We start from the raw sequence: 22490 nt of genomic DNA on the forward strand, positions 1-22490 counted from the left end.
CGGTAGGCCACGGTTATTCGTAGCGACTTGCGACCGAACTGTCCCCGGTTCGCGTCCGTTCGAGCACGGTGGTGGGCAGGCCGGTTTCGAGGAAACGCCGATGGGCCAGCGCGTCGGCGGCCTTGAGCGCCCAGAAGCGGCTCGACAGGACTTCGGCGATGCGTTCGCCATCGATCAGCAGCCAGCCATGCTGGGTGGGGGAGACGGTGATCAGGACTGCTTCCGCTGCAGACTTCGGGGGAGAGGTCATGGCCGCAGTTTGACGATCGGGCTGCATGGGGACAGCTGGCGGTCGGCAGGGTGACTTAGGGCAGATGGCGCGGGGTGGACGTTGTGGATACGTCACGTGCTTCGGCTTCTGTGCATGCGTGTTACGCGGCCAGGCGCTGCCACAGCCAGGACATCGCCGCCGCGCCGATCACCATCGAGAGCAACGGCATCGCGATACCGACGTACCAGCGCTGGCGCCGCAGCAGGAACAACCCCGGCAACACCGCGCACACCACTGCCAACTGGCCCAGCTCGACACCCAGATTGAAGCCAAGCAGCGTCAGCAATCGGGTGTCGGGCGGCAGGCCCAGTTCCCCGAGTGCACCGGCAAAGCCGAAGCCGTGGATCAGGCCGAAGCCGAACCCCACGACCCACGCACGACGCGTCACCAATGGATGGATGTTGTTGGCGGCGGCCAGCAACACGCTGCCCGCGATCGCCGGTTCGACCCAGCGTGAGGCCGGCGTCACCCAGCCCAGCGCCGCGAGGCTCAGCGTGAGCGAGTGCGCCAGCGTGAACGCGGTGACGATACCCAGCACTTGCATCACGACGCGACGCAAGTCCTCCGCCGGCAACCACTCGCCACGCTGGCGCAGCAGCGCCGCGGGCAACAGCAACGACAGCAGGAAGGCGAGGTGGTCGTAGCCGATCGCGATGTGGTGGAAGCCCTCGCGCAGGAAGTCGGCGAACGGACGGCTGGGTGCGGTGCCGAGGACGACCTCGCGTGCATCGGCACGACCAGTCGCCGTGCGGACGGTCGTGCCCTCGCGTAGCGTGATCAGCGCGCGATGCTGCGGATCAACCGCGAACAGCAGGCCGTAGCGAACCCGCACGCTCGATCGGGAGGGGCACTGGGCCACCATCTGCAGCGTGGCGTAAGTCCCATCGTCGTAACGGCGGGTGGCAAGCCCGCGCGGGCGCAGCGCACAGGCGCCGGCATCGGTCGACAGCGAAAGGCCGGAGACTACCCATTGCTCCAACGGCTGCTGCATCGCGTGCAGTTCGCCCCAGGTCACTCGCTCGTCAAGGTTGGTATCGAGCGGTAGGGAGAGGGCGAGGTCGCGGATCGCCAGGTCCAGTTCGATCTGCGCTTCGCCATCGGGCATCCGCGTGATGTCCAGATGCGCGACCGACAGCGTATGCGCGTGCAGCGGCCACGATGCGAGCAGCAGCAACCATGGGAACAGTCGATGTGGCATCAGCGTGCACCCTCCGGCGTCGGTGGCAACGACAGGTGTTGCGCGGTCGCCCAGGCGTGCAGTGCTTGCAAAGCTTCCGGACGATGTGCCGCGATGGCGGTACGACGCAGCAGCTCGACATCCTCGTAATCGCGCTGGCTGTGGAAGTTGCGTTGCGCCAGGCGCAGCGCGGCGGTCGGGTCGCCGCGCGCGACGAGCAGGAACTCGGCCTCATCGCGCAACTCCGGCGGGCTGCCCGCCGCGTGCGCGGCAGCGAAACGCCGCGCCTGGGCTGCGACCATCGGCGCGGCGGTGCGTGGATCGATGCGATGCGCGGCCAGCGTGCGTTGCAGCTGCAATCCATCGTGATTGGCTTGTGCGACGAGTAACGGCGCTACTTCGCGATCACGGCCCACGCTACGCAGGTAGCGCGCATACGCCGCGAGTGTGCGCACGTCGTCCGGTGCCAGCGCCAGCGCGCGCCGGAACCAGGCGTCGGCATTGCGATCACCGGCGCGTGCGGCGACTTCGGCACGCATCACCAACGCGTAGTGCTGGCTTTCATCGGCGACTGAGCTGGCTTCCAACCAGCGATCGAGCGCGGCGGCGGCCGCCGCGTAATGTCCGCTGCGCAACGACATCAGTCCCACGCATAGCAGGCCGTTCCCGGCATCGACGCTGAGCACCAGCGCGGTGCAGTCCGCGCGCGCCAGATCCAGCCTGCCGCGCACCACATGGATCTGTGCGCGTGCCAGGCGTGCGGCGCCGTCGCGCGGCGACTGGGCAATCACCCGATCGAGCCAGGCCACTGCCGCAGCGAAGTCGTGACGGTGCTGGGCGCTGAACGCACGCGCCTGCAGCACGCTTGAATCCTGCGCGTGGGCCGGAATACGCGCCAGCAACGACTCGGCGCGTGCCGCCAGCCGCGCATCGCCAGTCTGCGCAGCCGTCGTGAGCCATTGCTGGATGCGCAGGGGCGATGCAGCGGGGGTCGCGGCGTTCGCCGGCATCAGTCGCGCGTAGCCGCGCGGCAGGTGTTCGAGCACGACACTCGGATTGCCTGGCACCACGGCCGCGGGACGCTGCGCCCATGCCGTGGGCATCATGATCAGGGTCGCGATCAGAGTCAGTGTGCGCAACATCGTGAGGACTCCTGTGCAATCCGGCAGCGCGTACAGCTCGCTGCCGGATTGCGGTGCGTTTCATCCGTGACGCGCGTTAGTTGCTGGGCGAGCCCGGGATCGGCGTGTTGAGGTATGGGAACGTCGACCGGAAGTCGCTTGCCTTGAGCGCTGCGCCATCGGTGTACGGCAACTGGCCGGACGGGGCATCGGCGGCGGGCAACAGCACGCCCATCGCCACCCGCAACTCGATGTCGACCACGTCATCGCCAGGACGCCGCCCGTTGGGGAAACCGGCGGTATCACCGGCGAGTACGCCGAGGGTCTGCTGCACCGCGGCTGCCTTGGGTGCGATCGCGGTGTTGAGCCGCATCATTTCCGCGGGCTTGACCGAAGCCGGCTGGTTGAGGCCCGGCACGCCGGTGAGGAAGGCGGCGACCAGATCGGTGCGTGGATACTTCGTCGGCGCCTGCACGCCCGGGAACAGGATCTGCAGCAGGATCGGCAGACTCGGGTTGGTGACGTACTTGGCGAAGTTCGCATCGTTGCCTGGTAGCGAGGCGTTGAACTTGTCCTTGTCGGGCAATCCGATCACCACTTCATTCACCAGCGGCGCGGACAGGCGCGACACCTGGCGGTAGTGAAAGCCCACGCGCGTGTAGGCCGTGGTCCAGGCGCCAACGATCGGGTTGCCGGACTGGGTCAGGCAGGCGATCGGCAATTCGAGTGCGAGCGTGGTGATGTTGGCATCGTCGAGGAGGTTGCGTTCGCCATCGGGTGGACCGACCGGGTTGGTGTTGACCAGGTCAAATACTTCACCGAGGTTGACCGCAAAGCCTTCCTTGCGCTGCCCCACGAATACGCGGCCTTCGCCCGCGCACTGGTTCACGCCGATGCGCGAGATGTGGCGATCTGCATAGGTGGCGTAGTCGGCGATCGACTTGGTGCCGATGTTGTCGAACGGCTTCTTGAACAGGTAACCGCCTGTGCCGAGATTGCGGGCCACGCCGACCCGGCCGCCTTCCTTGACGGTGACCACGGCGTAGGCTTCGTCAACGTTGCGATTGGCTTCCTGCGCCGCGGTGGCGCCGAACGAGCCGATATTGCTCAACGGCACCGCCACATCGACACCGTTCACTGGCACGGTGAGGTTCTTGAAGCGGTTGTAGAACTTGAAGAAATAGGAAATGTCAGCGTTGGCATCGCCGTCGTTGTCGATATGGATGGCGTAGAGCGCGTTCGGGTCCATCAGGAAATAGTTCGGACCACCATAGGGCGCCTGCAACGGCTGGTAGTTGGCGAGGAAAGTGACGTAACCGGCGCGGCCGGATTCGTAGCTGCGGAACATGTAGAAATCGGTGCCGTCGACCTTGGGGCTCTGGGTAATCAGCGGAGCTTCGCGATGGCTCGAGCCGAGCGCGACGCCTGCCGCGGACACCAGGCCCGCGATGGCAATGGCGAGCGTGGCGTGTTTGGCGATGAGCTGTTTCATGACGGGTTCCTCGAGTGGGCGCAGGTGCGGAGTGCACTTGCGGGTCGAACAACCAGGCGCCTGCGCATTGCGGTGACCTGCTGTCCGTGTGTGCTTTCGAGGCAACGCCGCATTCGGATGCAGCCGCTTGTCGGTGCGCTTGCAAGTCGTGATCCAGCTGCATCCGGAGGGGGACTGGCTCCGTATATCCCGGTCGAAGACGTGCCATTTGCATGGACGCTGGCCGCGGCGATTGCTGGGCTTCGTTTGTCCTAAACGGCGATGGCGCTGCCGCTGGCCGCCTGTGCCCTGTGAGGTGCCTTGGATGTCCCATTCATCGCTTCAGCTGAGTGCCGATCCCAGCGAGAACCTGACGGCGCTGCTGGCGGAAGTCGCCAACGGCAGCCGCAGCGCGTTCGAGGCGCTGTACCGCGCAACCTCGGGCAAGCTCTTCGGCATCTGCATGCGGCTGCTTTCCGATCGCGCCGAAGCTGAAGACGTGCTGCAGGAGGTCTACGTCAGCGTCTGGCACAAGGCGGCGCAGTTCGACGCCGCGCGCGCCAGTGCGATCACCTGGCTCGGGATGATTGCGCGATACAAGGCGATCGATCGCCTGCGCGTGCTTCCGGCGTCCCACCGGCACGCGCCGATCGAATGGGCGGACGACGTCGCCGATCCGCTGGCTTCGCCCTTGCAGTACACCGAGACGACGACACAGCGCGCACGCCTGGACGACTGCATGGAACAGCTCGACGACCGCCGTCGCATGCTGATCCACACTGCTTTCTTTGAAGGGATCACCTATGAGGAACTGGCGGTGCGCAGCAGCTCCCCGCTTGGTTCGATCAAGAGCTGGATCCGCCGCGGCCTGATGCAACTACGGGCGTGCCTGGAACAATGAACATTCGCGACCCCCAATTCGACGAAGACTCCGGGCACGAGCCACCCAGCGCAGACGTGCAGGCGGCGGAGTACGTGCTCGGCGTGCTCGATGCGACACAGCGGCGGCAGGTCGAAGCGCGGATCGCGGCGACTCCGGCGTTCGCACGCCTGGTGGACGCGTGGGAGCAACGCCTCGGCGCCTTGCTCGACGCCATCGAACCGATGGCCGCCCCCGCGCATGTGTGGCCGCGCATCCGCACCCGCCTGGGCTGGTCGCCGGTGGAAGGTAGCTCGCGCGGCGCGTGGCAGAGCGTCACCTTCTGGCGCGCGACGACGGCCTTGGCCGCTGCCATTGCGGTGGCCGCGGTGTTCCTCGGCCGCGTGCCGCAGGCGCCTGCACCGGTCACGCCACCCGTGGTGATGCAGCCCAGTGAGCCGGCGCAACCGGTGACCACGCTGGCACGCGACGATGGCACGCCGGGTTGGCTGGCCTCGATCGATGTCGTGCGCGGCATCGTGAGGATCGTGCCCGTACCCGCGCCGGCCGACGCCCAGGGGCGCGTGCCCGAACTGTGGGTGATCCCACCGGGCGAGGCCCCGCGTTCGCTGGGCCTGGTGTCGGTCGACAAGACGCAGCTGGTCGTCGTGCCGCAGGCATTGCTGCGCGCGCTGGCGAAGGGCTCCACTCTGGCGATCTCGCTGGAGCCACCGGGCGGCGCACCGCAGGGCGTGCCGACCGGGCCGATCATCGCCAAGGGCGGGATCCAGGCGATCTGAGTGCTGTCGCCGCAAAGCAAAGGCCCCGCAATGCGGGGCCTTTTTCATATCCACACAGCTGAAGTTACGCCTCGACTTCTTCCTTGTACGCATCGACCGGAATGCACGCGCACATGATGTTCTTGTCGCCGTAGACGTTGTCGACGCGCGCGACCGGCGGCCAGTACTTCTGCAGCTTGAGCGACGGCAGCGGGAAGGCGGCGAGTTCGCGCGGGTAGGCGTGGGTCCATTCGCTGGCGGACACGGCCGTGGCGGTATGCGGGGCGTGCTTGAGCGGGTTGTCCTCGCGGTCGAGCTTGCCGTCTTCGATGGCGCGGATTTCGTCGCGGATCTGGATCATCGCGTCGATGAAGCGGTCGAGTTCGTGCTGCGATTCGCTCTCGGTCGGCTCCACCATCAGCGTGCCGGCGACGGGGAAGCTGAGCGTCGGGGCGTGGAAGCCGAAATCGATCAGGCGCTTGGCCACGTCCTCGGCACTGACGCCGGTGGCGTCCTTGAGCGGGCGCAGGTCGAGGATGCATTCGTGCGCGACCAGACCGTTGCGGCCGGTGTAGAGCGTTTCGTAATGCGGAGCGAGGCGCTTGGCGATGTAGTTGGCGTTGAGCAGCGCGACCTGCGTGGCCTTGCGCAGGCCGGCGGCGCCCATCATCACGATGTACATCCAGCTGATCGGCAGGATCGAAGCGGAGCCGAAGCTGGCAGCACTGACCATGCCGACGTCGCCTTCGCCACCGAACGTGCGCGGCAGGAACGGCGCGAGGTGCGACTTCACTGCGCACGGGCCAACGCCAGGACCGCCGCCGCCGTGCGGAATGCAGAAGGTCTTGTGCAGGTTGAGGTGCGAGACGTCGGAGCCCCACTTGCCGGGCTTGGCGACGCCGACGAGGGCGTTCATGTTGGCGCCGTCGGTGTACACCTGGCCGCCGTGCTGGTGGACGATCTCGCAGATCTGGACGATGTCTTCCTCGAACACGCCGTGCGTGGAGGGGTAGGTGATCATCAGCGCGGCGAGACGGTCGCTGTACTTCTCGGCGGCACGCTTGATGTCGTCGACATCGACGTTGCCGTTGCTGTCGCACTTGGTGACGACGACCTGCATGCCGCACATCTGCGCCGAGGCGGGGTTGGTGCCGTGCGCGGATTCCGGGATCAGGCAGATGTCGCGCTTGTCGTCGCCGCGCGAGCGGTGGTACGCGCGGATCGCGAGCAGGCCGGCGTATTCGCCCTGCGCGCCGGAGTTGGGCTGCAGGCTGACGGCGTCGTAGCCGGTGCATTCGACCAGCATCGCCTCGAGGCCGTCGATCAGTTCCTTGTAGCCCAGTGCCTGGTCGGCCGGGGCCAGCGGATGCAGGTTGCCGAACTCCGGCCACGTCACCGGGATCATCTCGGCGGTGGCGTTGAGCTTCATGGTGCAGCTGCCGAGCGGGATCATGGTGCGATCCATCGCCAGGTCCTTGTCGGCGAGCGCGCGCATGTAGCGCAGCAGTTCGTGCTCGCTGTGGTGGGTGTTGAACACCGGGTGCTGCAGGAACTCAGATTTGCGCTGCAGAGCGGACGGCAGTGCGTCGTCGGTGGTGGCATCGAGGGCGTCGATGTCGGTGATCTTGGCGCCGAATAGCGCAGCGATCTTGACGATGTCTTCGCGCGTGCTGGTTTCGTCGAGGCTGATGCCGAGGTTCTGGTCGTCGATGGTGCGTAGGTTGATCTGCGCGGCCTTCGCGGCGGCATGCACGGCGGCGGCGTCGACGTTGCTGACATGCAGGGTGTCGAAGTAGTGGTCGCCGACATGCGCGCCTGCATTGCGCAGCGCGCCGGCGAGGATCGCGGCGAGGCGATGCGTGCGGCGGGCGATGCGGGTCAGGCCTTCCGGACCGTGATAGACCGCGTACATGCTGGCCATGACCGCCAGCAGCACCTGCGCGGTGCAGATGTTGGACGTGGCCTTCTCGCGGCGGATGTGCTGTTCGCGCGTCTGCAGGGTGAGGCGGTAGGCGGGCTTGCCTTCGGCGTCGATCGACACGCCGATCAGGCGACCGGGCATCGAACGCTTGTAAGCATCGCGGCAGGCCATGAACGCAGCGTGCGGGCCACCGAAACCGAATGGCACGCCGAAACGCTGCGAATTGCCGACGACGATGTCGGCGCCCCATTCGCCCGGCGCCTTGATCAGCGTCAGCGCGAGCAGGTCGGTGGCGACGGCGACGAGGCCGCCGCGCGCGTGTACGGCATTGGCGAGCGCCTGGTAGTCGTTCACCGCGCCGAAGGTGTTGGGGTATTGCAGCAGCACACCGAAGGCGTCGAGGGCGACGGCGTCGGCGTCGTTACCGATCACCAGCTCGATGCCCAGTGGCTCGGCGCGGGTGCGAATCACTTCAAGCGACTGCGGGTGCACGCCGTTGGAGACGAAGAACACGTTCGACTTCGACTTGCACGAGCGCTTGGCCAGCGTCATCGCTTCGGCGGCGGCGGTGGCTTCGTCGAGCAAAGAAGCGTTAGCGATCTCCATGCCGGTGAGGTCGGCGCACATGGTCTGGAAGTTGATCAGCGCTTCCATGCGGCCCTGCGAGATCTCGGCTTGGTACGGCGTGTAGGCCGTGTACCACGCGGGGTTCTCGAGGATGTTGCGGAGGATGACGTTCGGCGTGTGGGTGCCGTAGTAGCCCTGGCCGATGAAGCTGCGGAAGACCTGGTTCTTGTCGGCGATGGCGCGGATCTGCGCGAGCGCTTCGACCTCGGTGACCGGCGCGGGCAGCGCGAGCGGGGCGGGCGACTTGATGTTGCCGGGAACGATGGCATCGGTCATCGCGTCGAGCGAATCGTGGCCGACGGCCTTGAGCATGTGGGCGATCTCGGCGTCGTTGGGACCGATGTGGCGCTCGAGGAAGGCGTCGTGGTGTTCGAGTGTGCGCAGCGAGGCGGACTTGGTCATGTCAGGGCGTCTCTTGGGCCGAGGTCGCGGGTGCGGTTGCGGCAGGAAGTGCTCATTGAGAGCGAGGCGCCCCTCTGTCCTTTTGCCTGAGAGTTTGGAAGCGTGGGGAGGGGGAGGAATCCCGCTGCGCTTCTTGCCCCTTCGGCGCCGGTTCCATGCCGATGACAGGCAGGCCGGTCTCTCCAGAGTGTGTGCACGCGGCGGTTGTGGGGCCTGAGCGATTCCGGGCGATTGCGCCTTCGGCAGCGGCATGGTTCCTTTCGGAATCGGCCGCTTCTCCCACCGTGTGCTGCGGGGGAATTATAGCCCGGGCGGGTTGCCGTCCGAAGCGGGGGCGGCTGCCCCCGTAGGAGCGGCTTATAGCCGCGAGCTCTTCACAGTCCTTGCGCCAGGCGAAAAAGCTCGCGGCTATAAGCCGCTCCTACGGGGAGCGCGGGCGGGGACGCTTTCCGCGCACGTCGTGCGTCGAATGAACAGACCGTACGTAGCCGGGATGGTGCGCAGGGCTTCCAACAGCGAAGCGGGTCAGCCTGAGTTCTTCCCCATGCCGGCGCCAGAGGCGACCACCGATCATCCCGTGGTGACATGGAAGATGCTATTGACGCCTGGCTGTAGTTGTGATCCGCTCGCCGCGGGATGCGGGCTAGGGAAAGGAGTTGCCATGAAAGGCATGGTCTTTACCGAGTTCATGGAGATGGTGGAAAGCAAGTTTGGCCTCGAACTTGCGGACCGAATCCTGACTACTTGCGACCTTCCCAGTGGTGGAAGCTATACCGCGGTCGGAACCTATGACCATCACGAGTTGATGACGCTCGTCCAGCTGCTCAGCCTGGAAACAAATATCCCCATCCCAGATCTTGTCCGCGCCTTCGGTCATCATCTGTTCGGGCGCTTCACTGAAATGTACCCGCGCTTTTTTCAGGGCGTGAGTTCCAGCTTCCAGTTCCTGGAACAGGTGGACGCGTATGTCCACGTCGAGGTACTCAAGCTTTACCCCGAGGCGGAATTGCCGAAGTTCACAAGCCAGCGGATGGACGAAAATCGACTGGCTTTCGAGTACCGCTCCCGGCGACCGTTCGGGGATCTGGCCGAAGGGTTGATCGCTGGATGCGCCGAACACTTCGGTGAACAGATCCAGATTCAGCGTGAGCCTCTCGCCGCGGAATCCGGAACCGCTATCCGCTTTCTCATCACGCGCCTGGGGTGATCCGTGGATGAGGCCAGCTTGCTCAGAAGACAGCTGGAGCGGGAAAGGCGGGCCCGCAAGGAGGCCGAGGTCTTCATCGAAGCCAAGAGCCTGGAGCTCTTCCTGTCCCGTGAGGAACAGAAGCGAGCGTTCGCTGCCCTGCAGGAGCAGGCCGACATCGTCAATGCGGCCAATGCGCAGCTCCAGTTGGAGATAAGTCGCCGCCTCCAGGCCGAGAGCATCGAGCGGCTTCTGGAACGGATCGTGAAACAAGCCCCGCTTGAATCGATCCTCGAAGATGTGGCCTCCATGGCCGAACAGCAGGCCAGCTCCGGGCGGTGCTTCATTGTGACCGACCACGACAAACGGCTGTTCCAAGCCCAGAACGGCGAATTCTCGCCAGAGATTTCCGACTGCGCCGATCCCGGAATCGTGACCGAACTGCTCCAACCCTGGTCGGCAATTTCGCATTCCGTTCAAGTCATCGAAGACACGACCCGGGACCGTTACTGGAAGCCGCACCAGGCGTCAGGCGCCTTGGCGGGACTTGAATCTTGCTGGGCCTTGCCGCTTGTGACACGGGATGGGGAGCAGATAGGGACCTTTTCCCTGCATCATTCGCAGGCGCGCTCCCCCGATGCCTCCGACATCAAATTGATGCAGATGCTGAGTGGTCTGGCGGCAATGGCCATCAGGCACCGTCAACTCGCGGACACGCTGAGACATCAGGCTCACTACGACACGTTGACCGGTCTGCCAAACCGCCTGTTGTTCCGCGACCGGCTTGAGCAGGCCGTGGCCCATGCCGCCCGCGATGGTCTCTTCGTCGGCGTGCTGTTCCTCGATCTGGATGGATTCAAGCAGATCAACGACACCCTCGGGCACAAAGTGGGTGATCAGGTTCTGCAGGAGGTCGCGCGTCGCCTGAAGAGGCGCCTTCGCCGTAGCGACACCCTTGCCCGGATGGGCGGGGACGAGTTCATGGTCGTGCTTCCTTCCCTGAAGACGCCCGCGAATGCGGCGAAGTTGGCGCAACAGTGCCTGAATATCCTTCGCAAGCCCATGCATTTGCAAGGCCATGAGCTTTTTGTCGGCGCCAGTATCGGCATCAGCGTTTTTCCCGAGCATGCGCAGAGCGTCGATGAGCTGCAACGCCAGGCCGACGTCGCCATGTATGTCGTCAAGCAGGGCGGGAAGAACGCGTTTCACTTCTATACGCCCAATCTCTCGATGCATTCGCTGGAGAGTCTCGACCTGAGGAGCCACCTGCACCGGGCGCTCGAAAGCAAGCAGTTCGAGCTTCATTACCAGCCCCAATTCTGGCGCGATGGCAGGTTGCGCGGCCTGGAGGCGTTGCTGCGTTGGAATCATCCCGAGCTGGGCATGGTGCCCCCCGGGAAATTCATTTCGATTGCAGAGGAGTCGGGACTGATCGCGCCCATCGGAGAGTGGGTGCTGCAGGAGGCCTGCCGCCAGATGGCAGCCTGGCAGCGGGCCGGCTCCCACGATCTGATCATCTCCGTGAACGTCTCGAATATTCAATTTGAACGCGCGACCTGGCTGGAAACCGTGGGGCAGGCGCTCGCGCAAAGTGGCTTGGAACCTGCCCTGCTTGAACTGGAGTTGACCGAGAGCGTCGTGATGCATGACGTCCTGGCGGCTGCCGCCATGCTCGAGAAGCTGCGAAAGCTGGGAGTGCGGATTGCCATCGACGATTTCGGAACCGGTTTCTCGTCGCTTACCTCGCTCCAGCATCTGCCCGTCGACACGCTCAAGATCGACCAATCCTTCGTTCGCGAGATCGATCGTGTCCCCCTCGCCGAGTCCAAGTCGGCAATCATTCGGACCATCATCGTCCTGGGCCACGAGCTGGGATTGCAGTTGATCGCTGAAGGGGTGGAAACGAAATCGCAGGCCGATTATCTGCAGGAATTGGAATGCGATGCTTTGCAGGGCTACCTGCTAGGCAAACCCATGCCGGCATATGTCTGCAATGACTACCTGCGATATTCAGGCTGGAACCGGATACCTCGTGATTCGCAAGTTGCGCCTTCGGTAACAGGGACAGTCTTCGATTCGGCGGGATAGTCCCGGGTATCCCCCGGATGAAGTCCAGGGTCCACCCGGGCTACGGGTGCGTGGTTGTTCTACATCCGCAACCCATCGTCTGGCTGACGATGCTGCGTAATTCCGTACCATGGGCGCCCGCTCTCCCCGCAGGACCACATGAACGCGCGAACTGGTGTCTCCATCCGCCGCCTGGCCCTGCTGCTCGGTGGCCTGGCCATGTTCGGGCCGTTCTCGATCGACACCATCTTCCCGGCGTTCCCGGCGATGGGGGCGCAGCTCGGGGCCGACAAGCTGGCGATGCAGCAGACGATCAGCGTCTACCTGCTGGCCTATGCGTTGACCAGCGTGGTGCATGGGCCACTGTCGGATGCGATCGGGCGGCGCAAGGTCATCCTCGGCGGACTGGTCATCTTCACGTTGGCCTCGGTGGGCTGCGCGCTGTCGATGGACCTCGGCACGCTGCTGTTCTTCCGCGCGGTGCAGGGGTTGAGCGCGGGCGTGGGACTGATCGTCGGCCGTGCGGTGATCCGCGACGTGTTGCATGGCGACGATGCGCAGCGGTTGATGAGCCAGGTGTCGATGATCTTCGGCATCGCGCCGGCGATAGCGCCGATCATCGGCGGCTGGATCCTGGGCTGGAGTGCGTGGCCGGTGATTTTCTGGTTCCTGGTCGCGTTCTCGCTGGCGCTGCTGGTGGCGACTTGGCTGCTGCTGCCGGAAACGCATCCGCGCGAAGTGCGTTTGCCGCTCAAGGCGAAGCCGCTGCTGCGCAACTACGTGGCGATCTTCCTCAATCCGCGTTTCCAGCGGCTGGCGGCGGCGGGCACGTTCAATTTCGGTGCGTTGTTCCTGTACATCGCCTCGGCGCCGGCGTTCGTGATCGATCATCTGAAGCTCAACGAACGCCAGTTCGGCTGGTTCTTCGTGCCGATGATCGGCGGCATGATGCTAGGCGCGTTTTTCTCAGGCCGCATCGCGGGCAAGATCAGCGGCACACGGCAGACGGCGATCGGTTTCGCCTGCTGTGGCGTCGCGATGGCGGCGAACGTGCTTTACAACGTGTTCGCCACGACGCCGACGGTGCCGTGGGCGGTGTTGCCGATGACGCTCAATGCCTTCGGTATCGCGCTGGTGTTCCCGATCCTCACGCTTGCGATCCTCGACATGTATCCGCGGCAGCGCGGCAGTGCATCGTCGCTGCAGGCGTTTACAGCGCTGGTGTCGAACGCGGTGATCGCGGGTGTGCTGTCGCCGTGGTTGAGCCACAAGCCGTTGCACCTGGCGATCGGCGCGGCGTGTTTCACCGCACTGGGCTGGGCGTTCTGGCGCTGGCAGATGCACGTGGGTCGCAATCTGCCAGCGTGCCCGCCGGAATCGGCCGCAGTGGAAACGCCCGAGGGGATGTAGCCGCAGCTGTGTGTAGGAGCGGCTTACAGCCGCGAGCTCTTCAGGCGTCTCGACAACGCCAAAAGCTCGCGGCTGTAAGCCGCTCCTACGGAGTCACGAGGTCGCGGGTTTATGGATTGGCGCGCTGGCGTCGGCGTTGCCAGAAATAGATCGGCAATCCCGCCAACACCAGCACGCCACCCCACAACAACGACTCGCTGCCGGTGCCGATCAGCGCGTACAGGCTGTAGAGCAGGGCGAGCGCGGCGATTACACGGCCCCTGGTTTCGCCGGTCCGCAACCAGGCGGCGCTGCTCGCGACGTACGGCAACAGTGTCGCCGCGGTCGACAGCAGGATGGAGAAGGTGAACAGCTGCACCAGCGAGTCGCTGTAGTTCGACAGCACCAGCAGCGACGCCAGCGTGCTGCTGACCACCACGCCGAACACCGGCGTGCCGCGCGCATCGAGTTTCGCGAACCGCTGCGGCAGCAACCCGTCGCGCGCTGCGGCGAGCGGCACCTGCGCCGAGACCAGCACCCAGCCGTTGAGCGCGCCAAAGCACGAGATCGCCGCGACGGCGGCAACGCCGATGCCGGCGGCCGGGCCCCATAAGCTGCGCGCGGCATCGGCCATCGGGGCTTGCGAATTCTTGACCACGTCCGCCGGCAACAACCCGATCACCGCGGTGCACGCGAGGATGGTGGCGATGCCTGCCAGCAGCGTGCCGAGCACGGTCGCGCGCGGGATGGTGCGTTCGGCGTCCTCGATCGCGCCGGCCGGCACGGTGGCCGCTTCCAGGCCGAGGAAGGCCCACAACGTCAGCGCGACCGTGGCCTGGATGACGTTCGGCAACGACTCGCTGCCCGGATCGAAGGGGCGGTAATAGCTGGTATCGACGAACCACAGCGCGATGCCGCCGAACAGCAGCAGCGGGAACAACTTCAGCACGGTGGTGAGCAACTGCATGCGGCCAGCCTGGCGCACGCCGGCGAGGTTGACCGCGGCGCAGATCCACAACGCGCCGAGCGCGCAGGCGGCCGAACGCAGTGGCGTCGCCGTCATGCCGGGGAAGATCGAGCCGATGCTGCCGGCAAACGCCACCGCGATCGCGGCGTTCGCGCACCAGACCGAGGTCCAGTAGCTCCATGCGATCACGAACCCGGGCAGTTCGCCGAATGCATTGCGCACGAACACGTACGGTCCGCCCGTCTGTGGCCAACGCATCGCCAGTTTCGAAAACGTCAGCGCCAGCAGGATCGCGCCACCGAGGGTGATCGCCCAACCGAACAGGCTCGCGGCCCCGTACGGCGCCAACGACGCGGGCAACAGGAACACGCCGCTGCCGATCATGCTGCCGACCACCAGTGCGGTGGCCGACCAGAGGCCGAGAGGGCGGCTTGTGCTCATCGGGACGCTCGCTCCTGCCAATGCGGTGGTGGTGCTTATGCTGCTTATACGTAGGAGCGGCTTATAGCCGCGAACCCTTGCTCGCCGCGTACATGAGAGCTCGCGGCTGTAAGCCGCTCCTACGGGTTACGCTTGTGCTTCGCGGTACACGCGGCGCAGCAGTTCGTGAAAGTGGTGCACGGCGTTTTCGCGCAGAGGATTCAGGCGTCCAGGTTCGTACGAACCCGACGACAATCCGCGCTGCACGTCTTCGCAGATGGTCAGGTCCTCGAACTGGACCTCGTCGCTGAAGTTGAGGTCGGCCAGGCGGCGTGCCGCGGCTTCCTCGGATTCGTCCAGCGTGTAATAGAAGTCGAACTCGACGCGGCAACGGTCGACGCCTTTCGGGATCACGCGGTTGGTCTGCAGGCGGCCGGGCAGGATGTTGAGCATCGTGTTCGGCCACATCCAGTAGTAGAGCGCGTCGCCGTCGCCGTAGAGGCCGTCGCCGCTTTCCAGCGGACTGAACTGGTACGAGTACCACTCGGCGGTGTCGGTGATGTAGCTGCGGTAGTCCAGCAGCTTGTTCAAGCCCGGGTGGATGTGCGGGACGTGATAGCCCTCGAGGTAGTTGTCGACGTACACCTTCCAGTTGCAGGCCACGTCGTAGCCGACGCGGCGGTGGTGGCCGTAGCGCTCGAGCCCGCGGTTGGCGCCCAGGCGCGCGTCGATGCCGGCGACGAACGCATCGAAGTCCGGTGCCTGCGTCGCATCCACCGCGGCGAACACCATGCCTTGCCACACGTGCACCGCGAGTTGCGGCAAGCGCACGTCGCCGACGTTGAAGTCGGGCGCGGAGCCCATTTCCGGTGCCGACTTGAGCACGCCGTCGAGGCCATAGGTCCAGCCGTGATAGCGGCAACGCAGCGACTTCGCCGCGAGGCCGTCGCACTGCGCGATCGGTCCGGCGCGATGCCGGCACACGTTATGGAACACACGGATTTCGCCATCCGCACCACGCACCGCGATGACCGGCAGGCCGCCGAAGTCCGCGATGGCGTGATCGCCCGCATTCTGCAGCTGGCAGACGTGGGCGATCAGTTGCCAGCCCCGGTCGAACACCGCGCGGCGATCGAGCGCGACCATCGCCGGATCGGTGTAGTAGCGCGCGTGCAGGGCGCGTGCGTGGTCGAGCGGCTGAGGGGCGAGGGTGGCGTCGTTGCTGGGGATGGTTTGCTGGGTCATGTCTGGAGTATATGCGCGGCCAAATCGATCGGTCTGGCTACCTGGAGACTTCCCACGACAGGTCCGCGACGGAGGCGACAGCCTGCTGGGTCGTGTGGTTGGCCGATTTCCAGATCGTGTTGCCACCCGCGACGGTGGTGTCGCGCCACAGCACGTCGCTGTGGCCGTCACCGTCGTAGTCGCCGATACCGACGATGTGCCATGCCAGGTTGGTGACCCCGGTCATGGACTGGACAGTGGCGGCATTGGCCGACCGCCAGATCACGTTGGCCCCGGTGGCACTGTTGCGCCACACCACGTCATCGCGGCCGTCCGCATTGATGTCGCCGATGCCGACGATGCGCCATGCCAGGTTGGTGACGCTGGTCATCGCCTGATAATTCGCGGCATTGCCGGAACGCCAGATCGCATTGCTGCCGGTGCGGCCGTTGCGCCAGACGATGTCCGCGCGGCCATCGCCATCCACGTCGCCGGCTCCCGCGACTTTCCAGTCCAGATCGGCGACCTTGGTCAGGGCCTGCACGGTGGATGCGTTGGCCGACCACCAGATCGTGTTGGCGCCCGTACTGCCATGCCGCCACAGGATGTCCGCGTGACTGTCGCCATCGAAGTCGTCGACGGCCGCGACCTGCCAGGCCACGTTGGCGGCCGACGTCGCTTGCTGGGTGGCCGCCGATCCTGATCTCCAGATCATGTTGGCGCCGGTGTTGGTGTTGCGCCAGAGGATGTCGACTTTGTTGTCACCATTGAAGTCGCCGGTGCCCGCGATCTTCCAGGCCAGGTCGCCAACCTTCGACATGAGTTGCCGCGTGTTGGCATTCGCCGACAACCAGATCGTGTTGGCACCGCTCGTGGCATGGCGCCACAGGATGTCAGAGTTGCCATCCCCGTTGAAATCCGAACGCACGGTGCTGCTGGTCTTCGCCAGTTCGCCGAGGAACGCAAGGCCGAGCCTGGCGAAATTGACACTGCTGGCGGCGGTGCCGCCCATCTGCGGCAAGGTGTCGAAGGTGGTGTGCAGGTACGTGAAGAACGTCGGTTCGAACATCATCGCCGACGGATAGCCGGCGTTGGTCCACGACGCGTGGTCGGAACAGCCATAGCCGCAGGTGTAGGTGCCCCGGGTCAATCCGGTCGGCGCCAGGTAGGCGTCGAACACGTCGGTGGTGAACTGCTGCATCCCGGGATTGGAGTAGTCGGTGATCAGCCGCATCGCGACGGTGCTGCCGGCCGCGTAATTGGTCATGTCCAGCTGCAGCACGCCGACGACGTTCTTGTTTTGGTTCCGGAACGATTGCGCGATCGCATGCGAGCCGCGCAGGCCGACTTCTTCGGCCGCATAGCCCATGAATTTGACGGTGCGCTTGGGCTTCCAGCCGCTGCCGAGCGCGATGCGGATCACCTCGGTCAGGGTGGCGATGCCGGAGGCGTCGTCGTCGGCACCCGGGGCGTTCATCGCGTTGCCGGTGCCGCTGTTGGAGATCGAATCCAGGTGACCGCCGAGCACCACGATCTCGTCCGGCAGCTCGGATCCCTGGATGGTCAGGATCACCGAGGGTTGGGTGCTGCAATTGGTGCAGCCGGTGTAGAGCTCGGCACTGACGTCGGCGCGCCCATTGCCCAGCGCCAGCCAGGTGTCGCGGATCCAGGTCGCCGCGGCCAGGCCGTAGCTGCTGGCGTAGTAGCGGTTCGGATACGCGGTCGACAGGTGGTGGATGGTGGCGCGGATATTGGCTTCCTGCACCTGCGGCAGCCAGCCGCCGACCGTGGCCTGGTTGTCGATCGGATGGGCGACCAGCAACTGGGTGGCCATCGCCTGCGCCGAACGATCCGCGCGGATGAACGCATCGGCTTCGGCACGCGAGCGGAACGCGAAGTAGCCGCCACAACGCCGCTCCCGTTCGTGGATCTGGTGGCTGACGTCGTCGAGCTGGTGGGCCTGGATCTCGGCGATCACCAGGTCGTTGCCGATGCTGTCGCGACGGGTGACCGAGTCGCGGGCCATGACCTGGATGCCGCCCTGGAACAGTTTTCGGGAAGTGACGATGTGGACCGGGGCGAACGGATCGTCGCGCAGCCCCATCGCAGCCAGGTCACTGGTGGCGTGGTCGTGGCGGGCAGCGACGGACTGCGCCATCGCTGTGCCGCACAGCAGTGCAAGGCCCAGCAAAGAAGCAAACAGGGTGCGCGATTTCACCGGGGAGGGTCTCAGGCGGCAAGGGCTAGGCTGGTTCATGGCGCGAGTATCGCGCGATCGGGTGACCAAGCAGAAGGCCGGCTTGCGCCGGCCTTCGTTGTCGAACATGGGGTGCGTATTCAGCCCTGTTTCGTCGCCGGTTTCGCCGCTGCCGTGGCCGTGCCCGACGCCTGCCAGCCGCAGGTCTGGCCTTCGTTTTGTTCCTTCAGCCAGGTCTGCAACGGAGCGAAGTATTCGAGGATCGCCGAGGCGTCCATCTTCTCGCCGCCGGTGAGTTCCTTCAGCGTCTTCTGCCACGGCTGACTGGCACCCTTGCTCAACATCGCCAGATATTTCGCGCCAGCCTCCTTGTTGCCATAGAAGCTGCATTCGTACAGCGGGCCCTTGTAGCCGGCCGCGTCGCACAGCGATTTGTAGAACTGGAACTGCAGCACGTGCGAGAGGAAGTAGCGCGTGTAAGGTGTGTTGCCCGGCACGTGGTACTTCGCGCCCGGGTCGAAGTTCTCCTCGCCACGCGGTGTCACCGGCGCCACGCCCTGGTACTTCGCCTTCAGTTCCCACCACGCCTTGTTGTAGTTGTCCGGCTTGATCGAACCGTCGAACACGCCCCAGCGCCAGCGATCGATCATCAATCCGAACGGCAGGAACGACACCTTCTGCAGCGCCATACGCATCTGCGAGTTGATCAGCGATTCGTTGCTCTGCTGCTGCTCGCCGACCAGGCCGATCGAGCGCAGGTACTGCGGCGTCATCGCCAGCACGATGGTGTCGCCGATCGCTTCATGGAAGCCGTCGTTCGCGCCACTGTGGAACAGCGGCGGCTGCTTGGTGTAGGCGAGGTAGTAATAGACGTGGCCAAGTTCGTGATAGATCGTGGTGAAGTCTTCTTCGTTCGGCTTGATGCACATCTTGGTGCGGACGTCTTCAGCCATGTTCACTTCCCACGCGCTGGCGTGGCAGACCACGTCGCGGTCGCGCGGCTTGATGAACTGGGTCTTCTCCCAATAGCTCTCGGGCAATGCCTGCATGCCGAGCGAGGTATAGAAATCCTGCGCCCGCTCGGTCATCTGCTTGGCGGTGCCAAGCTGCGCGGTACGTTCAAGTTCGACCTGTTGCTCCGGCGTCGGTTCGCCGGAGAACTTGCGCTGCTGCTCGCGGTAATTCTCTTCGTACATCGCCTTTAGCGAAGACGTGATATCCAGGCTCCCGGCGCCCTGGTACGGCTCGAGGATGTCCCACAGGTTTCCCCAGTCCTGTTGCCACATGTTGCCCAGCAGGTGCGCGGGCAGGAGCCCGTCGCCAACCACGCCCTTGTCGCTGCCGTATTTCGCCTTGAGCTTGGTACGGGTGTAGCAATGCAGTTGCTCGTACAGCGGTTTGACCTGTCCCCACAGGCGGTCGGTTTCGGCGGCGATCTCGGCGGGTGCCATGTCGTAGCCCGAACGCCACATCTCGCCGGTATCTGCGAAGCCGAGGTCGCGTGCGCCTTCGTTCACCAGGTCGACGAAACGGGTGTAGTCCTGGCGCATCGGCGGCGAGATGGTGTGCCAGCCCTGCCAGGCGTCGAGCTGCGTCGTGTAGTCGCGACTGGTGCGCAGCACGTCCTCAAGTTCGCCGAGTTGGCGGCACTTCTGCGCTTCGCCTTCGCCGGTGCAGTACTTGCCGCTGCCGTACATGCCTTCCATCTTGCTGGCGATCTGGGTCAGCTCGGCGAGCTTGGCCGGATCCTTCGGCGGTGGCATGGCGGTGTTGAGTTTCAGCAGCATGATCGTGCGTGCCGAATCCGGCGACATCTGCTGGCCTTCGAACTTGCGCGATTGCGCGATCCAGCTGTTGAGCTGGCCGAGGAAGCGTTCGTTGGTCTTCGCCGACAACGCTTCGCTGTCGGCGTTGATGTAGGTGCTCGCCAGCCACTGCGCCCGGTTCAACTCGGTGGCGAGCGCGCGGTATTCCTCGTTGATGCGGGCGACGAACTGGTCGGCGGTCTCGCCTTCGGGAATGACGGCTGCGCCCGGCGCTGTCGGGGCGGGCTCTTCCTTCTTGCAGGCCGACAGCGACAACAGGCTCGCGGCAACCGCGAGCGCGAGTAGGGCATGGCGATGGATCACGGCGAAATCCTTGGCGGCGCCGGGACTGGGCGCGGAAGGCGCAGGCTAGTGCGCCGTGGGGGCCCCCTGCAAGTGATCCGGCCCTTGTGCGCCCCGCAGCATCGCCGCGGGGCGCACGCGATCGTTCAGGCGCCGATTGCGGGATCGCTGATGCTGGCCAGGCCGGTTTCGACGTGGCCGGCGAGGCGACGCAGGTAGCCGGCGTCGGAACTCGAGGTCACGTTGAGGTCGTACCAGTGGCCGCTGCCGATGACGGACCAGGCATCGTCGAGGGTCGCGCCTGCGGCGAGCGTGTGCGTGCGTGCAGCGTCGCTGCTGTAGCGGTTCGGCTTCACCGTGAGCGTGCAGGCAGCGCTGCCGGTGTTGCGCAATCGCAGGATGACGCGGCCGGTGGCAACGTCGTAGATCGACTCCACTTCCGGTTGCGCGCGACCCGCGCCGGCAAGCAGCACATCGCCCTTGAATTCGCGCAGGAAACCGTTCGGACCGAATGCGCACAGGTCGTACTTGCCGGCGGTGACCGAGACCGCGCTCCAATAGTCGGACAACTGCTTACCGGATTCGACGGTGTAGAACCACGGACCGTCGCTGCGGTTCTGCGAATACACGTTGAAGCCGGCGCCAGCCGCGCCGGTGTTGATGAAGTCGAGCCAGTATTTGCCGGCTGCGACATCCACATGGCCGTTGACGTGCAACGCATAGGGCAGGGCGCAGGCGGGACGTTGGCCTGGTTCCTGTCGCGGCATGGCCTGCTTGGTCGGCACGCGCGGCTGGTTCAGTTTGCACGCCGCGTCGGCGTCGCTGATGTTGCCGCTGGTGTCGGGCAGTGCCGGCCAGGCAGTGTCGGGATCGGCGAATTCGAGCGTCGAGGTGAGGTCGCCACAGACCGCGCGGCGCCATGCGCTGATGTTGGGTTCCATCACACCAAAGCGTTGCTCGAGGAAACGCAGCACCGACGTGTGGTCGAACACCTGCGAATTCACCCAACCGCCCTTGCTCCACGGCGAGATCACGAACATCGGCACGCGCACGCCCAGGCCCACCGGTGTGCCGTTGTAGTTTTCGGTCGCGGTATCGACCGTACTCAGGCCAAGGCTGGTGGTGATCGCCGGCAAATGCGGCGCAGCGTGATCGAAGAAACCGCCGTTCTCGTCGTAGTTGATGATGAACACCGTCTTCGACCACACCGCCGGATTGGCGGCGAGGATTTCCAGCAGGCGCGCTGTCAGCGATTCGCCGTAGGCCGGCGTCGCGGCGGGGTGCTCGCTCATGATGTACGGCGCGACCAGCCACGACACCTGGGGCAGCGTGCCTTCGCGCACGTCCTTCTCGAATGCGGCGACGAGATGTTCGCCGCGCGAAGTGTCCTTGTTGCCAGCATTCGAACCGGCGACCCAATCGCGGCCGCGCAGGTACAGCGGCGAAGTGCGGTCCAGATTGCGGAAGTTCTTGAACCACGGCAGCGAGTTGTCGCCGTAGTTGTCGTATTCCTGGTACACCTTCCAGCTCACGCCCGCGGTTTGCAGACGCTCGGCGTAAGTGCCCCAGCGATGGCCGACGAAGTTCGGATTGTCCTTCGACATATCCGCCGTCCAGTTGCCATCGTCCGCATTGTTCACCGCCTGCGGGCCGTAGTCGCCTACGGTCATGCCGCTGGTACCGGTGAACAGATGCATGCGGTTGGGGTTGGTCGGGCCGTGGTGCGAGCAGTAGTACGCATCGCACACGGTGAATGCGTCGGCCAGCGCGTAATAGAACGGCAGGTCGGCGCGGGTGAAGTGGCCCATGCAGAACTTGCCCTTGGTCTGTACCCAGGCGTCGTAGTTCTTCCACAGCGTGTGCGAGCCTTTCCAGCTGTGATCGATGTCCGACAGGCATTGCGCGGACGTCGTATCGGTGTTGAGGCGGAAGGGCAACGTGGTCTTGCTGCTGCCGATGGTGTTGGGCTGCTGCCACACGGACTTGCCGCCGGGGAGCGGAATCGGGCGCGGATCGTCGAAGCCGCGCACGCCGCGCAGCGCGCCGAGGTAATGGTCGAACGAGCGGTTCTCCTGCATCAGGATCACCACGTGCTGCACGTCCTGGATGGTGCCGGTGACGATCGCGGGTTCGACGGCGAGCGCGTCGCGGATCACTTTCGGCAGCATCGCGATGCCGGCAGCGGTGCCGGCCGTAGCCGCGGCGAGTTTCAGGAACTGACGACGGGTTTCGGACACCATGGGCGATCCTCCTGATCGTGGGCGAGCGGCAAGTGTTCGATGACTACCTTGCAGGCGTGTGACC

General features: G+C 65.1%; 15 protein-coding genes and 1 riboswitch. Of the genes, 5 read left to right on the forward strand and 10 right to left on the reverse strand.

Features of this window, described 5'->3' with window-relative positions:
- Positions 1-13 precede the first annotated feature (13 nt).
- The 4 genes from MO486_RS13585 to MO486_RS13600 all read right to left on the reverse strand — a co-directional run bounded on the left by MO486_RS13585 (position 14) and on the right by MO486_RS13600 (position 4061).
- Positions 14-250, reverse strand: a complete 237-nt coding sequence (locus tag MO486_RS13585; RefSeq protein WP_242908804.1) for a hypothetical protein — start codon at positions 248-250, stop codon at positions 14-16.
- A gap of 121 nt (positions 251-371) precedes the next feature.
- A complete protein-coding gene (locus MO486_RS13590; protein WP_242908806.1) occupies positions 372-1469 on the reverse strand; it encodes a HupE/UreJ family protein in 1098 nt (365 codons plus the stop codon).
- Positions 1469-2590: a hypothetical protein gene (locus tag MO486_RS13595; RefSeq protein ID WP_242908808.1), complete on the reverse strand. Its 1122-nt coding sequence runs from the start codon at positions 2588-2590 to the stop codon at positions 1469-1471. Before MO486_RS13595 ends, MO486_RS13590 begins: the two co-directional genes overlap by 1 nt.
- Before the next feature lie 76 nt (positions 2591-2666).
- Complete coding sequence (locus MO486_RS13600; protein WP_242908810.1) at positions 2667-4061, reverse strand: DUF4331 domain-containing protein; 1395 nt, start codon at positions 4059-4061, stop codon at positions 2667-2669.
- Positions 4062-4365: 304 nt separating this feature from the next.
- Here MO486_RS13600 and MO486_RS13605 point away from each other — a divergent pair, with 304 nt between their 5' ends.
- Positions 4366-4941: a sigma-70 family RNA polymerase sigma factor gene (locus MO486_RS13605; protein WP_242908812.1), complete on the forward strand. Its 576-nt coding sequence runs from the start codon at positions 4366-4368 to the stop codon at positions 4939-4941.
- Positions 4938-5699 carry an anti-sigma factor gene (locus MO486_RS13610; protein ID WP_242908814.1) on the forward strand — a complete coding sequence of 254 codons (762 nt, stop codon included), beginning with the start codon at positions 4938-4940 and terminating at the stop codon, positions 5697-5699. The genes MO486_RS13605 and MO486_RS13610 overlap by 4 nt, the downstream gene beginning before the upstream one ends.
- Positions 5700-5763: 64 nt before the next feature.
- Here the strand turns inward: MO486_RS13610 and gcvP are convergent, their stop codons facing one another.
- On the reverse strand, positions 5764-8628 hold the full coding sequence (gcvP, locus tag MO486_RS13615; RefSeq protein WP_242908816.1) for an aminomethyl-transferring glycine dehydrogenase: 2865 nt from the start codon (positions 8626-8628) through the stop codon (positions 5764-5766).
- A gap of 64 nt (positions 8629-8692) precedes the next feature.
- Positions 8693-8824: riboswitch (glycine riboswitch) on the reverse strand.
- A gap of 465 nt (positions 8825-9289) precedes the next feature.
- Here gcvP and MO486_RS13620 point away from each other — a divergent pair.
- The 3 genes from MO486_RS13620 (at position 9290) to MO486_RS13630 (ending at position 13291) form a co-directional block, all read left to right on the forward strand.
- Positions 9290-9835, forward strand: coding sequence for a heme NO-binding domain-containing protein (locus tag MO486_RS13620; protein WP_242908819.1), 546 nt, complete (start codon positions 9290-9292; stop codon positions 9833-9835).
- Between the two features lie 3 nt (positions 9836-9838).
- Complete coding sequence (locus MO486_RS13625) at positions 9839-11902, forward strand: EAL domain-containing protein (RefSeq protein ID WP_242908821.1); 2064 nt, start codon at positions 9839-9841, stop codon at positions 11900-11902.
- A 138-nt stretch (positions 11903-12040) separates the two neighbouring features.
- Entirely contained in the window at positions 12041-13291 is a 1251-nt protein-coding gene (locus tag MO486_RS13630) for a multidrug effflux MFS transporter (protein ID WP_242908823.1), read from the forward strand.
- A 109-nt stretch (positions 13292-13400) separates the two neighbouring features.
- Here the strand turns inward: MO486_RS13630 and MO486_RS13635 are convergent, their stop codons facing one another.
- The 5 genes from MO486_RS13635 to MO486_RS13655 form a co-directional block, all read right to left on the reverse strand.
- Positions 13401-14678 carry an amino acid permease gene (locus MO486_RS13635; protein ID WP_242908825.1) on the reverse strand — a complete coding sequence of 426 codons (1278 nt, stop codon included), beginning with the start codon at positions 14676-14678 and terminating at the stop codon, positions 13401-13403.
- 126 nt (positions 14679-14804) lie between these two features.
- Entirely contained in the window at positions 14805-15902 is a 1098-nt protein-coding gene (locus MO486_RS13640; RefSeq protein ID WP_242908827.1) for an aromatic ring-hydroxylating dioxygenase subunit alpha, read from the reverse strand.
- A 37-nt stretch (positions 15903-15939) separates the two neighbouring features.
- A complete protein-coding gene (locus MO486_RS13645) occupies positions 15940-18099 on the reverse strand; it encodes a M20/M25/M40 family metallo-hydrolase (protein WP_242908829.1) in 2160 nt (719 codons plus the stop codon).
- 119 nt (positions 18100-18218) lie between these two features.
- The gene (locus MO486_RS13650; protein WP_242908831.1) at positions 18219-20207 is read right to left on the reverse strand and encodes a M2 family metallopeptidase; all 1989 of its coding nucleotides are present in this window, start codon (positions 20205-20207) and stop codon (positions 18219-18221) included.
- A 125-nt stretch (positions 20208-20332) separates the two neighbouring features.
- A complete protein-coding gene (locus tag MO486_RS13655; protein WP_242908833.1) occupies positions 20333-22426 on the reverse strand; it encodes a phospholipase C, phosphocholine-specific in 2094 nt (697 codons plus the stop codon).
- Between the last annotated feature and the right edge of the window lie 64 nt (positions 22427-22490).

This window comes from Lysobacter sp. CFH 32150 (assembly GCF_022758295.1).
In the GTDB taxonomy this organism is placed as follows: domain Bacteria; phylum Pseudomonadota; class Gammaproteobacteria; order Xanthomonadales; family Xanthomonadaceae; genus CFH-32150.